The sequence below is a fragment of the Streptomyces sp. NPDC007162 genome (assembly GCF_040634175.1).
In the GTDB taxonomy this organism is placed as follows: Bacteria; Actinomycetota; Actinomycetes; order Streptomycetales; family Streptomycetaceae; genus Streptomyces.
Genome location: NZ_JBEYFC010000178.1, coordinates 1 through 16,040, shown reverse-complemented (window position 1 = coordinate 16,040; position 16,040 = coordinate 1). Strand labels below are relative to the sequence as shown.

Below are 16,040 nucleotides of genomic sequence, written 5' to 3'. Positions count from 1 at the left end.
GCATGCACGATGGACCCACGGTTGCGCTGAGGCCGGCCCGGCAAGCCCCCGGGAGAAGCCGGGGCTGATGTACGCGGCCACGACGCGGCCGCATCGGTTGCCGAGGGCGCCGGTACCGGCCGACAGCTGCCGCATCGCACTGGGCGGCCCGTGTGGCTACGGTCCGACGACCCCGGCTCGCCGCCAGGTCGTCGGAGGCCGTGGGGATCCGAGCGCTGGAAAGGGTAAGTCCGGGTTGGCTGGAGGATTGTTCGGGGTTGTTCCCGGACAACCCATGGGGTTGTCTCCCCAGGTCCTGCAGCACCTGACCGGGCACGGGGATGCCGGTGTCAGCTGCAGAGGCCGAAGGAATCGGCGGCGCCGCGCGCTTTTTGCCAGCGCGCGATCGACGTCGTTGAGGACGGCGGCGTCGGGGTTGACACCCGCGCTCGCCGGTCGTGAAGGGGGGTTGGGACGGGGGCCGTTCACATGAAGTTGCGGGTGTGTAGCGCGGAGAGGGCCGCCGCCTCGTCGTCGGGGAAGCCCAGCCGGGACAGCCGGTGGGGACGTCCCTGGTCCATGTCGGCCTGCAACCGCTGCACCGCGCGCCAGCCGCGTTCGATCGCCCGCGGGTTCCAGGAACAGGCTGCGAGCAGCACCAGGGCGTCGAACACCTCCGCGTTCAGGCCGGCGGTGTGGGTCAGGGCCTCGTGGCGGCGTTCCACGGCGGCCCGCAGCCTGCCGCGCAGTCGGGGGCCCACGGTGCTGCGGTGTTCGAGGTGGCCGAGGCCGAACGCGACGTGCCGCGCCTCGTCCTGGCGGACGAGTCCGTTCGCGCTCCTGTCCGCCCGTTCCTGGATCCGAAAGGCCGACACCCTGGCCCTGGAGGGCATACACCTGGGCATCATGACGTGCATGGGTCTGGTGTGCTTCGGGTTGTTGATGATCGGCGCGGACGTGGCGATGGCGGCGGACAGGGACGGTGCGGCCGGTGCCTGAGAAAGCGGGAACACCGGCGGAACGCGGCCGCACGGGACAGCCGGCGGCCGACCTGCTGTTCAGGTTCCTCACCGCCGAGCGCGCACAGCGGGAGGTGCTCGCGCCGCGGGTCGTGGCCGCCGTGGGAGGTGAGCGGCTCGACCAGATCCTGGACGGCACCCGCGAACGCGTCGGCGAGATCACCGGGGTACGGGACCATCCCGACGGGCTGGTGATAGAAGGCACCAGAGGGCGTGCCCTCGCCTTCGCCAGCACACGCGACGGCCAGGTGCTCGACGGGCTGCTGATCGCCCCGGCCCCGTACCGCGTACCGCGGCTGCGCGTCCCGCACGGGGCGCGAGCCGCCCTGGTGTGGACCGTGTGGGTGCTGCTGCTCGCCGCGCGCATCGACGCATGCTGGCAGGCCCCTTCCCGCATCGCCTGGTGCGGCCGTCTGCTCATCGTCGCGGCCGGCTACCTGCTCATGGAGGGCTGGCAGAGCCCGGCTCGGCTGCCGTGGTGGATACGCCGGTCCGTGGAGGCCGGCGCGCCGGTCGCCCTTGCCTCCGCATACCGGCTGCCCGGGCTGCCCACGTCGGGCGGCGGTGAGGCCGAACTGGTGGTGGGCGTGGCCCTGCTCGCCGGCTTCGGATGGTTCCTGCTCCGGGCGCGCCGCCACCGCTGGGGGACCGCTGTGTCCCGGCCTCTCGCCTTCCCCCTGCGGAACGGGAAGTGGTATGTCGCGCAGGGCGGCGGGGCCCGCCTGAACCATCACGCGTCCTTTCCCGAGCAGCGCGGCGCCCTGGACGTGATCCAGATCGGTCCGGGCGGTGCGCGTGCACGCGGCACCGGCCTGTGCGGGGAAAACGAGAGCTATCTCGTGTACGGGCAGAGCCTTTACGCTCCGTGTGACGGCACGGTCGTCTCCGCCGCCGATCACCTCGACGACCAGGAACCCGGCACGATCCGATACCAGCCCCCCTACGGCAACCACGTGTTCATCGACACCGGCGCCGAGATCGTCAAGCTCGCTCACCTGCGCCGCGGCACCGTGGCGGTGAAGACGGGCGATCCTGTGCACGCCGGGCAGTTGCTCGGCGAGGTGGGCAACTCCGGCAACAGCACGGAGCCCCACCTGCACATCCACGCCGAACGCGACGGCCTCGGGCTCGATCTTCGGTTCACGGGCGTCACCGGCCCGCTGTGCCGGGGCCGGACCGTGCGCACGTAAGGCCTCAGCCTCCTTCGTCACCGCGGCCGGCGACTGCGGCCACTCCTCACGCGACGCGGCCCAGACCGGCGTCAACTGCGACCCCAAGACCACCCGGGCCCAGGCCGGCTTCCCCGCCACGGACTTCGCTGGGCGTACGCCGCAACCGACCTCGCCCGCCCCCTCGACGGCGGCCGCACGGCGGTGCTGCACCGCGACCTGGTAGAGCCTCGGCAGTCAGCCCATGTTCCCCGAAGAGCCCCTTCGTCGGGGGCGGGGAATGACCTCGTGCAGCCCTCTAGGCCGAGGCGCGCGCCAAGGGGCTGGACACCGAGGCGGTACGCCGGGGCGAGTGGCGTCAGATGGTGCGCCTGGACGTCCTGGGCTCGGCCTTCGCCATCGCCGTGTTCCTGCTGCTGTACTACGCGGCGGTCGGCAACTTCGTCGTCTACTTCTCGACCGTCTTCGGCTACAGCGAGCAGCGCACCAACGCGCTGGCCAACTGGTACTGGGTGGCGAACGCCGTCGCCCTGGTCCTGGTGGGCCTGGCCTCCGACCGGCTGAAGGTGCGCAAGCCCTTCATGATCGTGGGCGGGGTCGGCTCCGCCGTGGTGACCGCGCTCTTCGCCACCCGCGCCACCCACCTGACGACGGACTACTACACCTTCGCCTGGCTGTTCGTCGGCATCGGCGTCTTCAGCGGCATCGCCTACGCGCCCTGGATGGCGAGCTTCACGGAGACGGTGGAGAGGCACAACCCGGCGGCGACCGCGGCGGGCCTGGCGGTGTGGGGCTGGACGGTGCGCGTCGTGGTGGCCGTCTCCGCGGCCTTCATCCCCGTGCTGGTCACCTCCGTCACCCCGCTCGTGGAGCACGGCGCCGAGGTCAGGATCGCCTCGGCGCAGGCGGCACCCGCGCTGGCCGTCGTCGACGCGCACCCCGGGCTCTTCGCCGAACTGGACAAGTACACCCCGGCCACCGTGCCGCCCGCGTTGAACGCCCGTGCCGTCCGGGAGGTCGGCACGGAGGACCTCGCCGTCGTGCAGAAGGCGGCGCCGCAGCTGAGGCTGTTGCGCGAGTACGGCGCCGAGGTGCAGAAGGCGTCGAAGGACGGGCCCGGCGAATGGCGCACCTGGTGGTGGATCTGCGTCGGCGGCCAGGTGCTCTTCCTGCCCTTCGTCTTCGTGATGGCCGGTCGCTGGAGCCCGGGGAAGGCGCGTAGGGACGCCGAGGCGCACCAGGTCGCGGTCGACCGGGAGCTGGCCGCGCTCGCCGCCGCCGAGGAGTGACCGCCCCTGCGGCCGGCCGTCCGTGGTGGGGCGGCCGGCCGCGGCCCGGGCGGCACGCGGCATGACGCGGTGCGCCGGGTGCCGTACGGAGCGGCGGCTGCCCTATGCCGCCGGGTGCGGCACCCAGACGGCCGCGTGGAAGGGACCGTTGACCGCCACCGGGTCCGTGGGCGCAAGTGCCGCGCTGCCTGCCACGACACCGTGCCGGTCGACCTGTGCGGCGGCGGAGTTGAGGCCGCCGAGGGAGGCCAGGTAGGTGAAGGCGCCGTTGTCGGCGCGGGCGACGAAGGCGAAGGAGTTGGGGGCGAAGTTGTCACCGGCTATGAAGTTCCCGGTGATCTGCTTGGCCTCGGTGACACCGCGCCCGGAGCCGATGGTGGCGATCGTGCGGGTGGTGAGGTCGTACGTGCTGGAGAGCAGGCTGTCGCCGCCGACGACCGTGTTCCCGCTGACCAACTGCGCGATCAGGAAGTGGAACCCCAGGTCGGTGCGGACGCCGGTACGGAGGTCGTAGGCGTATCCGGAGAGGCTGTTGCCGGCCGTGCGGGACTGGCCGACCACGGTGGCACCGCTGACGTCGTTGGCTGTGCTGGAGCCTCCCCCGAGGGTCCCGAGATCGGTCATCGTCCCGGTGCGCAGGCTGTACGCGAATCCGTGCGTGGTGTCCGGTGTGTCCGGCAGGGAGGAGCTGCCCACGACGGTCGCACCGCTGACGGCCGCCGCCGTGCTGGTGCCCGAGGGGCCCGCGAGGCTGCCGAGATCGGTCATGGTCCGGGTGCGCAGGCTGTACGCGAAGGCGTGGGTGACCGCGTCCCCGGGGAGCGACGAGGTACCCACCACGGTGTCGCCGTCGAGGCCGGTGACGTGGGTGCGGCTGCCGCCGAGCGTGCCGATGTCGACGAGTCGGCGGGTCCGCAGGTCGTAGACGAATCCATGGGTCGGGCCACCGGCGGAGAGGTCCGACTCCCCGACGACGTGGTCTCCCGCCACGCCGGTCGCCCTGCTGGAGTCCCCGAGGGTGCCGAGGTCGGTCATGGTGTGCCGGCGCAGGTCGTAGGCGAAGGCGTGTTCGGTGGCGTCGCCGTTCGTCAGAGAGCTCCCGACGACCGTGCTGCCGTCGATGGCGGTCGCCTCGCTGCGGGTACCGCCCAGGGTGCCGAGGTCGCGTACCGCGTACCGCACGGATGGCGTCGCCGGCCCGGCCGGCGGCGCGTCGGCCCCGTAGGCCGGGCCGGCGCCCGCGGCGAGCAGGCCCGCGCCCACCAGCAGCCAGGCACGTGAACGAATGCGCATGTTCCCCCCCTGAAGTGATCGGTCGGGACGAGCGCGGTCCGGCAGGGCTCCGCGCCCTCCCCAGGCACGGGCCGACCGGATGCCGCACAGTCCCCACTCATACAGCAGTTCCGACCGGTCACACAGTGGGCGCTCGGCCACCCACCGGACATCCGTGACCGCTGACGTCAGTCGGCGAGCAACGCACCGTGCCGCAGGCCGAGTTCGGCCTCGGCGACGGTGCGTGGCATGTCCGCGGTGGGCGCCCTGCGGTGGTCGGCGGTGGTGTTGACGTACGCGCTGGCACCGTCGACGGCGACGAGGACGCGGGTGGCGGCGCCCCAGGGATCCCCGCAGACGAAGACTCCGGCCGCCACTCCCGCGGCGATGAGCTCCGCCAGGCGCCGGCACCACAGCAGCTCCTGCTGCACGACGTGCTCGCGCAGCGCCGGACGGTAGCGCGCAAGATGCCGTGCGTTCAGCCAGAGCTTGCTGACGTCGTGGAAATCGGCGCTCGACGTGAGCCCGAAGAACCTCCGGAAGGTGTCCAGGGGGGCGTCCGGCCGCGGCGGCAGCAGACCGTCGAGCTCCGCCAGCGTGGCATGGGTGAAGGCCTCGGCGACCAGTTCGTCCGCGGCCGGGAAGTAGTGGCCGACGAGTCCGGGCCGCACCGCGAGTTCGTCGGCGACCCGGCGCAGGGTGATGCACTCCAGGCCTTCGACGAGGCCGATCCGCGCCGCCGTGGCGACGATCTCGTGACGGCGCTCGGCTGGTGCCTTGCGGACGCGCTTGCCCGGGGCTCTTGACGTCATGCGGTGAATGTTATTGAGTGGGCGACCAATAAGGCAATTGGTTGTGTGACCAATAAGCGTCCCCGCCAGCCCCGCCGCATCTGGAGACACCATGTACGCCGTCACCGACCCGACCACCGGCGAAGTCGTCGAGACCTACCCGACCGCCACCGACGCCGAGGTCGCCGCGGCCGTCGACGCCGCCCACGCCGCCGGCGCGTGGGGCCGGTCCGGCTCCGTGGCCGAGCGCGCCGCACTGCTGCGCCGCCTCGGCGACCTGCACGCCGAGCACAGCGCCGAACTCGCCGCGAGCATCGTCCGGGAGATGGGCAAGCCGCTCGCCGAGGCGGAGGGCGAGATCGGCTTCTGCGTCGACATCTACCACTACTACGCCGACCACGCCGAGGAGTTCCTGGCCGACGAGCCCCTCCATGTCACCTCCGGCCCGGGCACCGCGGTCGTACGGCGCGGTCCGGTGGGTGTGCTGCTCGGCATCATGCCGTGGAACTTCCCGGCCTACCAGGTCGCCCGGTTCGCTGCCCCCAACCTAGCCGTCGGCAACACCATCGTCCTCAAGCACGCCCCGCAGTGTCCCGGTACGGCGGCGCTGCTGGAGCGGCTGTTCACCGAGGCGGGCTTCCCGGCGGGCGCGTACGTCAACGTGTACGCCACCAACGAGCAGATCGCCGACGTGATCGCCGACCCCCGGGTGCACGGCGTCTCGCTCACCGGCTCCGAGCGGGCCGGGGCCGCCGTCGCCGAGATCGCCGGACGGCACCTGAAGAAGGTCGTCCTGGAGCTCGGCGGCTCGGACCCGTTCGTGGTGCTGTCCACCGACGACCTGGACGCCGTCGTCGAGGCCGCGGTGGCCGCCCGTCTCGACAACACCGGCCAGGCCTGCAACGCCGCCAAGCGGTTCGTGGTCGTGGCGGACCTGTACGACGCGTTCGTGGCGAAGTTCACGGCCCGGCTGCTCGAGTCCGCCACCGGTGCGCCGCTCTCCTCGGCGGCGGCCGCCGAGACCCTCGCCCGGCAGGTCGGTGAGGCCGTGGCGGAGGGCGCCACCCTGCACGGCTCCGCCGAGCGGCGGGGGGCCTTCTTCCCGGCAGGTGTGCTCACCGGGCTGACCACCGAGCACGCGGCGGCCCGCCAGGAGCTGTTCGGACCGGTCGCGATGGTCTTCCCGGCCGCCGACGAGGACGACGCGGTACGCATCGCCAACGACACTCCGTACGGCCTCGGTTCCTACGTCTTCACCACCGACCCCGAGCAGGCCGCGCGGGTCGCCGACCGCATCGAGGCCGGCATGGTCTTCGTGAACGGTGTCGGCGCCGAGGGTGCCGAGCTGCCCTTCGGCGGGGTGAAGCGCTCCGGCTTCGGCCGGGAACTCGGCCGTCTCGGCATCGAGGAGTTCACCAACAAGAAGCTGATCCGCACGGTGGCCTGACCGGCACAGCGGGGCACGGGGCCAGGGCCGCCCGGTACGGCCGCACCGGGCGCCCGGGACCCTTCGTCACCTAGGGGGGACGCGGAGCCCAAGGGCCACGCCCGGGGGCTCCGCAGCCGACGTCCGACGCCGGCCCGGGAACTCCCGAGCCCCGAGCGCACCCTTGACGCCGTCGGCGGCCGGCGGCCCGGGTCAGCCCGGGATACGTACCGTCTCCACCCAGTTCGGTGGCTCGGGGGCGTCGGGGGCGATCAGGGCCGCGATGATCCGGCAGGGCGGGGTCGCGTCGGGCCAGGGGGTGTATCCGTCGGTCAGGACGACGACGATGCTCGGGCGGTCCGGTGTCGCCAGAGGCGTCTCGATGCCGACCCGCATGTCGGTGCCGCCCCCGCCGCCCAGCGTGATCTGCTCGGTCGCCGTCACCCGGGTGACGGCGTGCACGTCGGCGTCGCAGGCGAGCACGCTGACGCGGTCGCCGCGGATGCCCACCTCGCGCAGGACGCCCGTCACCTCCGCGAGGGCGGCGCCCAGTTCGGCCTCCCCCATCGAACCGGAGGTGTCGATGACGACGGCCACCCGGGGCAGCGGACGGCGCAGGCTGGGCAGGACCGCGCCGCGCAGCGCCGGGGTCCGGCGGGAAGGACGGCGGTAGGTGTGGTCGACCGCCCCGGCGGCCCAGGCGGCGGCCTCCCGGACCGCTCCGGTCAGCGCCCGCCGCCAGCCCACGGTGGGCTCCAGGATCTCCTCCGCCCAGCGCTGCCAGCCCGCGGGCAGGCTGCCGCGGCTGCGCCGGTGGGCGCGCATGGCCTCGGCGGTGGCCCGGCGCAGGGCCTGCGCCTCGACCTCGCCGAGCCGGGCGGGACCGGCGGAGTCGGACAGTTCCCAGGGCACGGGCCCTGCCGTGGGCGCCCGACCCGCAGTCCGGCGTGCGCACGTGCGCGGGCAGCGCGTCGACATAGGCTTCGGACAACTGGCCCTCGGGGAGGTCGAAGAGGCGCGGCTCCATACGTCCCTCGGGCAGCCGCAGGCCGTCGGAGAGAAGGTCGTCGTCGATCTCGCAGTCCTGCGCGATGTTGACGTGCTGCGGGCCGCGCTGGGTCACGGCGGTGAGCCGGTCGGCCCGGCCGTGGTGGTCGCGCAGCAGGTGGGCCGCCTCGTGCGTCCAGATGCCCGCGAGTTGCCAGTGGCGGTCCACGCCCATCGTCGGCACGTCCCCGCTCGGGACGACGGTCAGGGCGTACAGCGCGGACGCCAGGTAGAGCCGGTCGCTCGCCGCCCGGTAGCGGGCGGCGAGCAGTTTGGTCATGTCCAGGGCGGCGCGGGAGCCGTCATGGGCGGCGGGTCAGGCCGTCGGTCACGGCGGCCAGGTAGCGGGCCAGTACGGGGACCGGGACGCGGAGTTCGAGGTCGCTGCTGCTGCGCAGGTGTTCGATCAGCTCGGCGTAGGCGACGCCGTACAGCTCGTACTGGGTCAGTTCATAGGTGGTCTCCTCCAGGGTGGCCCTGGGCCGCAGCGCCTGTCGCACCACCGTGACCGAGTGGTCGGTGAGGGCGGTGATGACGGACTCGACGAGGGCCTGCTTGGAGTCGAAGCAGTAGTGGAAGACGCTCAGCGAGACGCCCGCCTCGCCGCTTCCGTCAGCTGCCGGCGCCGCTCGGCCGACGGCATGCGTGCCATCCGTGTGCTCCCGCCTCAGGCGCTGTGGACCCCGACCTCGTACAGCGAGTATCCCCAGCCGGTGCCGCGGCCGAGACCGTGGACCCGGACGTAGCGGGCCGGGGTCCCGGCGAACCGGGCCGTGTCCAGGCCGCCGTCGCCGCTCGTGGTGGACCAGGCGGTCCCCCAGTTCGTGCCGTCGGTGGAGAGTTCGATGCGGTACGACGTGCCGTACGCGCGCTCCCAGTCCAGGGTCACCCGGGACACCAGGTGGGTGGAGCCGAGGTCGACCTGCCACCACTGGTCGTCGCTCCAGTCGCTCGCCCAGCGGGTGGCGTCGTCACCGTCCACGGCACGGCCCGGCCGGTAGCTGGTGAACGGGTTCGACTCGGACGAACTGGCCGTCGCCGGCTGCCCCTTGGCGAGGTTCGCCGAGGCCTGGTGGCGTTCGGTGGCCGCCCAGGTGTCCAGGTAGGACTCGGCGCCGCGGAACAGGTCGTTCACCACGTCCTGGCCGCCGACCCGCCGGATGTCCTCGATCCAGTCGGGGATCATCCCCGCGTGGGCCGCGCCGTCGGTGTTGATGTCGAAGGTGCGTTCACCGGAGGTCTGCCGGTCGATGACGGAGCCCCCGTCGACGCTCCTGAAGGGGTACGTCACCTTGTTCGCGGCGTCCGCGCCGCGCGGGGCGGGGTGGTCCCCGATGCCGTTGAAGTCCGTGCCGAAGCCGTAGCCCACGCCGTACCTGTCACGCAGCGCCTTGGTCCGTGCGGCTTCCGCGACGAAGCCCTCGGAGCCGTGCATGTACTGGGCGACGAAGCCGCCGAGGGCGTAGACGCGCCCGGTCCAGTCCAGGTCCATCCAGCTGTGCGAGGAGATCACGCCGGGGTAGGAGGCCGATTCCAGGATGTCGAGGGCCTGTCCGACGGCCTTGACGCCCATGTGGTCGATCTCCAGCATCATCTTGCGCTTCATCATGCCGCGCACCGCATACTCGCCGAGTGCGGTGAGGCCGCGCTTGTTGCACTGCGCGTCCGAGTCGTACGCGGGGACGCCGACGCCCGCAGGCAGGTCCGACTCCGCGGCGGACGAGGCGCTCCCGATGGGGTTGTCGTGCTGCGGCCCGGTGCACTTCTCGGCCGCCCAGAAGGTGCCGGTGGACAGGAACTGGCCGACGTTGATGGCGGTTCCGAGGCCGCCGGAGTCGAAGCGGACGCCGCACAGCGCGTTGTCGAACTTGTGGCACAGGAACATCGAGCGGACGCCCAGCGCGTAGAGCTCGTCGAGGCCCTTGTCGATGTCCTCCTTGCCGCACTGCGGGATGTCGAGGACCTGCTTGCAGCCGAAGGGTTCGGAGGTCTCGACCCCGAGGACGACGGCGAGTTTGCCCTCCTCGACGACCTGCCGCGCCTGGGCGCTGTCGGTGACGATCCGGAACCAGCCCTTACCGGTGCCGCCGTACATCCTGTCGATGTACGCCTGGAGCGCGTAGGTCATCTTCGCCTGGAGCCGGATCGACGTCATCTCGTCGCAACCGCGGTCCTTGAAGGGGTAGATCGAGCAGATCACGCCGTTGGTGACGAGGTCGTTGACGAGTACCCGCTGTCCACCGCGCCAGGCCCGCTCCACCCAGGCGTAGTAGTCGGCCTGGTGGGTCATCGAGTCGTACGCGGGCCAGTCCTTGAAGGTCGGCCAGCCGGCCGGGTCGTGCTTGCCGTCGCCGCCGTGGGTGATGTAGTCGAAGAGCGCCAGGGTGCCGTCGGGGTAGTGCTCGGGGCAGTCCTTGAGGGCGTCTGCGACGCCGGCCTCGGAGAAGACCTTGCCGCAGATCAGCCGGCCGCCGAAGGCCTCGTTGCCGAAGAGGTGGTTGTGGGCGTCGACGAACCCGCGTACCTCTCCGGCCGAGTCGGTGCCGGTGAAGGGCTCGCCGGTGACGCCGACCTGGACGTCGGGGGCGGGGCGCGCGGCGGGGGTCCACCAGTCGTTGTCGGCCGCCGAGCTCGGGGTGGGTCCGAGGGCCATGGCCAGTACCAGGAGCAGCAACGACAGCATGGTGACGTTCCTGCGTCTGCGGTACGAGCGTCGGATCGGCGGCACGGCTCACGTCCCTGGGTCGGCGGGGGGGGGCGGTTGACGAACCCTTGGAGTTGTCATGAACCGCGCAATACCTGGGACGAGGATCGGGCCGGGCGCCCACCGAGTCAAGTGTCCGGGACGCTTGACCTGATCACTGGACGGTGAGCGGACCGCCCGAAGGTCTGCCCTCGTGGACGGCGACACGGCACCCGGGCATCCCGGAGCCGGTGACTCGTGGCCGCCCTCGGGAGTGCCGCCGGGCAGGTGGGACAGGTCGGCTGCGCGGGCCGGGCCCACGCGGTCTGCCCGGCGACCGCCCGGCACGCCCCGGCGATCACCACCCACCTTGTCGGTCTCGCCGAGCGGTGGGCCACCTCGGCGGGAGCCGGCTGCACGCGGGTCGCAGCGCCGGCGACGACCGCGAACGGGGTTCTGGTCATCGGCCCCGTCTTCTCCCAGGGAAACCGGACCCGGACAACCGGCCGGGCGCCGACAGCGCCGTGCAGTACACCCCCTCGTCCCGACCTCCCGCCGGTCGCCGCGCTCACTCCACCGGCCAGGTGTGCGCGGCCGCGTTCAGGTGCATGTAGTCCATGTAGGTGGTGGTCATCCGGCGCAGCGCCTCCCGGCGGTCGTGGATGCCGGTCCGCTCCAGGTGGTGGACCGTCTCCGCCTGCCACAGGGCGCCGTTGCGGCCGTCGACGCAGCGCCGTTCGACGATGCCCAGCATGGGTTCGCGCCAGGAAGCGTCCAGGCCGGCCAGTTCCAGACCTCGGTGCGCCAGTGGCAGCAGGCGTCTGAGCACCAGTTCGGTGACGGGCACTTCGCCCGCCCCCGGCCAGTAGAGCCGGGCGTCGATGCCGTCGCGGGCGGCCGTGTGCAGGTTCTCCTCGGCGACGGCGAAGGACATCCGCGACCACACCGGGCGGTCCTCGTCCACGAGGGCGCGGGTCAGGCCGTAGTAGAGGGCGGCGTTGGCGAGGATGTCGGCCACGGTGGGGCCGGCGGGCAGGACGCGGTTCTCGATGCGCAGGTGCGGGCCGCTGTCGGTGACGGCGTAGACGGGGCGGTTCCAGCGGTAGATCGTGCCGTTGTGCAGGGTGAGTTCGCCCAGCTGCGGCACCCCGCCGGCGTCCAGGGTCCGCTGCGGGTCCTCGTCGTCGCACAGCGGCAGGAGCGCCGGGAAGTAGCGCACGTTCTCCTCGAACAGGTCGAAGACGCTGGTGATCCACCGTTCGCCGAACCACACCCGCGGCCGTACCCCCTGGGCCTTGATCTCCTCGGGGCGGGTGTCGGTGGCCTGTTCGAACAGCGGGACACGGGTCTCGCGCCACAGTTCCTTCCCGAAGAGGAAGGGCGAGTTGGCGGCGAGGGCGACCTGCACGCCCGCGACGGCCTGGGCAGCGTTCCAGTAGGCCGCGAAGTCCTTGGGGGCCACCTGGAGGTGGAACTGGGTGCTGGTGCAGGCGGCCTCGGGGGTGATCGCGTCGGCGTACATCGCGAGGCGCTCCACACCGTCCACCCTGATCCGCAGGTCCTCGCCGCGGGCCGCGAAGATCTGCTCGTTCAGCAGCCGGTAGCGGGGATCACCGGACAGGGACTTCTCGTCCACGTCCGACTCCCCCAGCGTCGGCAGGATCCCGATCATGATGAGGTGGGCGCCCACGGTGGCGGCGCGCTGCTCGGCGTGGTTGAGCGCGTCCCGGATCGTCTGCTCCCAGGCACCGGGGCCACCGGACGTCAGCAGCCGGGGCGGGATGTCGATCTCCAGGTTGAACCGGCCCAGCTCGCTCGACCAGGCCGGGTCGGCGATCGCGCTCAGCACCTCGGTGTTCCGCATCGCCGGGAGCCCGTCGCCGTCCACCAGGTTGAGCTCGATCTCCATGCCGACCTGGGGGCGCTCGCTCTCGAAGCCCGATCCGCGCAGCATCTGCGCCAGTACGTCGAGACAGCCGTGCATCTTCTCCCGGTACCGGCGCCGGTCCTCCCGCGTGAACACCCGGGCCGGCACATCACGTCCCATCGGGCCCTCCCGAGTCCCCTCGGCGGACGCTTCTCGTCCCAGCGTCGCACCTCACCGGCGTCCCGGACACTCGTCGGCGCTCCGCTCACGCGCCGCACCCGGTCGGCGGGCGCAGGGTGACCGGCCCGAGCCCGGCGGAGGCGGACCCGCGCGGGTCCGGTGCTACGGCCCCTCGGCCGCCACGCCCAGTTCGGTCGCCGCGCGCACGGCGAACCAGACCTCGGTGAAGGCGGCGGTCGTGGCCAGGTCCCGGCCGGTCACCTCACCGAAGCGGCGCAGCCGGTAGGAGAGGGTGTTGGGGTGGATGTGCAGGGCCGCGGCCGCGTCCTCGGTGCGGCGGTCGCGTTCCATCCAGGTACGGACGGAGACCAGCAGCTGTGAGCCGTGCGCCGCGTCGTAGCGCAGGGCCTCGCCGAGGACCTGCTCGACCAGCGCGGCCAGCAGCCGGCGGTCCTCGGGGAGCCAGCGTCCGGTGGCGTCCTCGCCGTAGTGGACGAGTGGCTTGCCCGCCTCCTCGGCGCGTCCGGCCGCCCACTCCGCCTCCTGCCGGGCGACCCGCAGCGGCTCCCCGACGGCGAAGGGCCGGCTGACCCCGCACACCGCGCCGGGCAGGCCGGCCAGCGCCTCGGTGAAGCCGGGTTCGGCCAGGACCAGCCGGTCCTCGCCGCGGCGCAGGGTCAGGTGGGGGTGGTCGGAGAGGGCGACGCCCACTTCCTCGTCCGGGGTGGCCACGCCCGGTTGCCCGTCCGGGGTGCGCCGGACCACCGCGAGGACGACCGGCCGCCGTGCGTCCAGCCCGTGGTGGGCCAGCCGGCGCTGGGCGCTGGCCGGGTCGAGGGTGTCCTGGAGCATTTCGGCGAGGGTCTCCGCCCCCTCCCGGCGGAGCACCTCGCGCTCCTGGCGGACCATCGCGAGCCGCAGGGCGGCGACAGTGGCCAGGTGCTGGACGACGGCCAGTCCGGCGGGACGGGCGCCGGCCTGCTCCAGGGCGACCAGGTAGCCGGCGGCTCCGCCCGGGCCGAGGACGGGCAGGACGAAGCCGCCGGGCACGGTCGGCGGGGCGTCCGGATGCGCCGGGAGCACCGAGAGGTCCTCGGGCGCCGCGACCCCGGGCAGCAGGGGCCGTCCCTGGGTGGTGCACAGGAGGATCCGGTAGCCGCTGAGCTGTTCCAGACGGTCGAAGAGCGCGGGGATGTCCAGGTTCTCCTCGGCCATCCAGCGCAGCGCGCCGAAGACCTGGAGCTGGGCGCCGAGCCGCTCCGCCGACTTCTCGCTGACGGCGGCGGCGACCTCCTGCGCGATGGTCACGAAGGGAACCGCGAGGGGCACCTCCAGGACCGGGAAACCGCGTTCCTCGGCCGCGGCGAGGAAGGCCTGTCGGCTTGTCCCCGGCCGGAGGCGGACCGACCGCTCTCCTGTCCGGCGCCGGGTGCGCAGCGCTCGTGTCAGGCCGGCTGCCAGGAGAGGATCGCCTGGTACTGCGCCTCGATGCCGGCCGCCGCGATGATGCTCGACGGGACCTGGGCCGCTCCCGTGATGGCGTGATTGTCCTGTATCAGGACTTTCTTGTTGTCGTAGTCGGACGGGCCGTTCGGCCAGTAGTTGCCCTCGATGTCCGTGGGGTCGTACGTTCCGTCACCGGCGGTGTAGTTGACGTGCTTGCTGCCCCACGGCGAGACGTTGATGTTCCATACCGCGTTGCCGAGGACCGACACGTAGGTGGCGCCGTTGTCGGTGTACAGGACATGGCCGCCGGAGGTGTTGAGCTGGTCGTGGACGACGTTGCCGGTGACCTTCTCGCCGCTCGCCATCGAGGTGCCCGTGATGCCGTTGGTGTAGACGGCACCGCCGTCGCCGAGCAGTGACATGTGATCGTAGATCAGGTTGTTCGAGACCGTGTTGTTGTTCGAGTAGTTCGGCTGCGCGGGCAGGCTCACCTTGTCGGGCCAGCCGCCCCAGCCGATGGAGATCGCCGTGTAGGGCACGTGGTCGATCTGGTTGTGGGTGATGGTCGACGTCTCGATGTATCCGGCGTCGACGGCGACCCCGCCGTGGTACTCGTCGGCGATGTCGTAGAAGTGGCTGTCTTTCACGGTGATCCCGCTGGTGTGCTGGGCCGAGCTGGTCGGCTGCGGGATGTCCACGCCTCCCAGGTCGAGACCGTTGCCGGAGATGTCGGTGAACACGCAGGCGGTGACCGTGTCGTTCTGCGAGCCGTCGCCGAGGTCCAGTCCGGCCGCGCCCAGGTGGACGAAGTAGTCGTGGTCGAAGTGAATGCTCTTGTCGTAGGTGAACCGCAGCGCGCCGGGCATCTTCGTCCAGTTGCCGTAGGGGCAGGTGCCCCCTGACACGAACTGGCACAGCCCCTGGGTGGCGTAGCCCGTGGTACCGGTGACCTGGTACGTCGCCTGGATCTCGGAGAAGCCGGTGCCGGTGTTGGAGGTCGTGTAGTTCGCATAGCTGAACTGGATGCCCTGGAAGCCGATGTGATCGGGCTCGTCCGAGGCGCTGCCGGAGGTCGCCACCAGAGTGTCGAGCGAGGGTGCCTCGACGTCCGCGGTGGTCAGGTCCTCCCCGGAACGGGGTATGTAGTAGAACCGGTGCTCGCTCTTGTCCAGGTAGAACTCGCCCGGCTTGTCGAGGAGTTCGTAGGCGTTCTCCACCGCCGTCGGCGCCTCGGTGATCGACTTGCGGCCGACCAGGTTGTAGGTGCGGCCCGAGTCGTCGGTACGCATGACACGCTGGGTGGAGTTGTTCCAGCAGGGCTGGGCCATGGTGATGGCGGTACCGGTGACCGAGGCGACCGGACAGCGCGGCTCGGTCCACAGCCCGAGGCCGCCCCGGTAGACGAACTCCATCGCCGACGGATTGCGCCAGCCTGCCATCGGGTCGCCGGACGCCGTGGTGTATCCGGTCGCCGTCTGTTTCACCGACACCGGCAGAGCGCCGGTCGCACGCTGGGCGCGCACGCCGTCCACGTACAGCTGCCGGGTGTCCAGGCCGGTGGGAGCCGGGGCGGACCAGATGCTGCTGCCCGCGCCGGTCCGCGCCCAGCCGGTGATCTGGACACCGCCGCTGATGACCGGGGACTGTCCGGACGCCGCCTTCCACCAGACGGTACCGGCCGCACCGCCGCCGGAGTCCGCAGCGGTGAAGGTGAGCGTCTTGGCCAGCCTGTAGACGCCCCCGGCCAAGGTCACGGTGATCGGTCCGGACGTCGACTTGTCAATCGCCGGACAGGTACTGGGCCCCGCCGGCACCGTGCAGCACGTCGTTGCCCTTGCCGCCCTGCACGATGTTGTCGCCGCCGCTCGCGTT

General features: G+C 72.0%; 11 protein-coding genes and 3 pseudogenes. 3 read left to right on the top strand and 11 right to left on the bottom strand.

Annotation, left to right across the window (positions count from 1 at the left end):
* Nucleotides 1-464: 464 nt before the first annotated feature.
* Nucleotides 465-872, bottom strand: coding sequence for a hypothetical protein (locus ABZ646_RS21810; protein ID WP_360521245.1), 408 nt, complete (start codon nucleotides 870-872; stop codon nucleotides 465-467).
* 98 nt (nucleotides 873-970) lie between these two features.
* Here ABZ646_RS21810 and ABZ646_RS21805 point away from each other — a divergent pair, with 98 nt between their 5' ends.
* Nucleotides 971-2,188, top strand: a complete 1,218-nt coding sequence (locus ABZ646_RS21805) for a M23 family metallopeptidase (protein WP_360521242.1) — start codon at nucleotides 971-973, stop codon at nucleotides 2,186-2,188.
* Between the two features lie 341 nt (nucleotides 2,189-2,529).
* Entirely contained in the window at nucleotides 2,530-3,456 is a 927-nt protein-coding gene (locus tag ABZ646_RS21800; RefSeq protein ID WP_360521239.1) for an MFS transporter, read from the top strand.
* Between the two features lie 102 nt (nucleotides 3,457-3,558).
* Here ABZ646_RS21800 and ABZ646_RS21795 read toward each other — a convergent pair whose 3' ends face one another.
* Both ABZ646_RS21795 and ABZ646_RS21790 read right to left on the bottom strand, forming a co-directional pair.
* Entirely contained in the window at nucleotides 3,559-4,749 is a 1,191-nt protein-coding gene (locus ABZ646_RS21795; RefSeq protein ID WP_360521236.1) for a hypothetical protein, read from the bottom strand.
* Nucleotides 4,750-4,916: 167 nt separating this feature from the next.
* Nucleotides 4,917-5,540, bottom strand: a complete 624-nt coding sequence (locus tag ABZ646_RS21790) for a TetR family transcriptional regulator C-terminal domain-containing protein (protein WP_360521233.1) — start codon at nucleotides 5,538-5,540, stop codon at nucleotides 4,917-4,919.
* A gap of 91 nt (nucleotides 5,541-5,631) precedes the next feature.
* Between ABZ646_RS21790 and ABZ646_RS21785 the strand changes: the two genes are divergently transcribed.
* Nucleotides 5,632-6,966, top strand: a complete 1,335-nt coding sequence (locus tag ABZ646_RS21785) for an NAD-dependent succinate-semialdehyde dehydrogenase (protein WP_360521230.1) — start codon at nucleotides 5,632-5,634, stop codon at nucleotides 6,964-6,966.
* 192 nt (nucleotides 6,967-7,158) lie between these two features.
* On the opposite strand, the gene ABZ646_RS21780 is transcribed toward ABZ646_RS21785, so the two are convergent.
* The 8 genes and pseudogenes from ABZ646_RS21780 to ABZ646_RS21745 form a co-directional block, all read right to left on the bottom strand.
* On the bottom strand, nucleotides 7,159-7,857 hold the full coding sequence (locus ABZ646_RS21780; RefSeq protein WP_360521227.1) for a VWA-like domain-containing protein: 699 nt from the start codon (nucleotides 7,855-7,857) through the stop codon (nucleotides 7,159-7,161).
* A gap of 58 nt (nucleotides 7,858-7,915) precedes the next feature.
* Nucleotides 7,916-8,167, bottom strand: a pseudogene (locus ABZ646_RS21775) (hypothetical protein); the annotation flags it as partial.
* Between the two features lie 139 nt (nucleotides 8,168-8,306).
* Nucleotides 8,307-8,644: pseudogene (locus ABZ646_RS21770) on the bottom strand (TetR/AcrR family transcriptional regulator); the annotation flags it as partial.
* 15 nt (nucleotides 8,645-8,659) lie between these two features.
* On the bottom strand, nucleotides 8,660-10,675 hold the full coding sequence (locus tag ABZ646_RS21765) for a discoidin domain-containing protein (protein WP_360521248.1): 2,016 nt from the start codon (nucleotides 10,673-10,675) through the stop codon (nucleotides 8,660-8,662).
* Between the two features lie 568 nt (nucleotides 10,676-11,243).
* On the bottom strand, nucleotides 11,244-12,722 hold the full coding sequence (locus tag ABZ646_RS21760; protein WP_360521225.1) for a glutamate--cysteine ligase: 1,479 nt from the start codon (nucleotides 12,720-12,722) through the stop codon (nucleotides 11,244-11,246).
* Between the two features lie 162 nt (nucleotides 12,723-12,884).
* On the bottom strand, nucleotides 12,885-14,030 hold the full coding sequence (locus ABZ646_RS21755; RefSeq protein WP_360521222.1) for a helix-turn-helix domain-containing protein: 1,146 nt from the start codon (nucleotides 14,028-14,030) through the stop codon (nucleotides 12,885-12,887).
* A gap of 137 nt (nucleotides 14,031-14,167) precedes the next feature.
* Nucleotides 14,168-15,922: a right-handed parallel beta-helix repeat-containing protein gene (locus tag ABZ646_RS21750; RefSeq protein ID WP_360521219.1), complete on the bottom strand. Its 1,755-nt coding sequence runs from the start codon at nucleotides 15,920-15,922 to the stop codon at nucleotides 14,168-14,170.
* Between the two features lie 25 nt (nucleotides 15,923-15,947).
* Nucleotides 15,948-16,040, bottom strand: a pseudogene (locus tag ABZ646_RS21745) (calcium-binding protein); the annotation flags it as partial.

Excerpts from the sequence above, each read along its gene's own strand:
- ABZ646_RS21790 (WP_360521233.1), bottom strand. The coding sequence starts at position 5,540 with ATGACGTCAAGAGCCCCGGGCAAGCGCGTCCGCAAGGCACCAGCCGAG.
- ABZ646_RS21795 (WP_360521236.1), bottom strand. The coding sequence starts at position 4,749 with ATGCGCATTCGTTCACGTGCCTGGCTGCTGGTGGGCGCGGGCCTGCTC.
- ABZ646_RS21760 (WP_360521225.1), bottom strand. The coding sequence starts at position 12,722 with ATGGGACGTGATGTGCCGGCCCGGGTGTTCACGCGGGAGGACCGGCGC.
- ABZ646_RS21800 (WP_360521239.1), top strand. The coding sequence starts at position 2,530 with ATGGTGCGCCTGGACGTCCTGGGCTCGGCCTTCGCCATCGCCGTGTTC.
- ABZ646_RS21765 (WP_360521248.1), bottom strand. The coding sequence starts at position 10,675 with ATGCTGTCGTTGCTGCTCCTGGTACTGGCCATGGCCCTCGGACCCACC.
- ABZ646_RS21785 (WP_360521230.1), top strand. The coding sequence starts at position 5,632 with ATGTACGCCGTCACCGACCCGACCACCGGCGAAGTCGTCGAGACCTAC.
- ABZ646_RS21810 (WP_360521245.1), bottom strand. The coding sequence starts at position 872 with ATGCCCTCCAGGGCCAGGGTGTCGGCCTTTCGGATCCAGGAACGGGCG.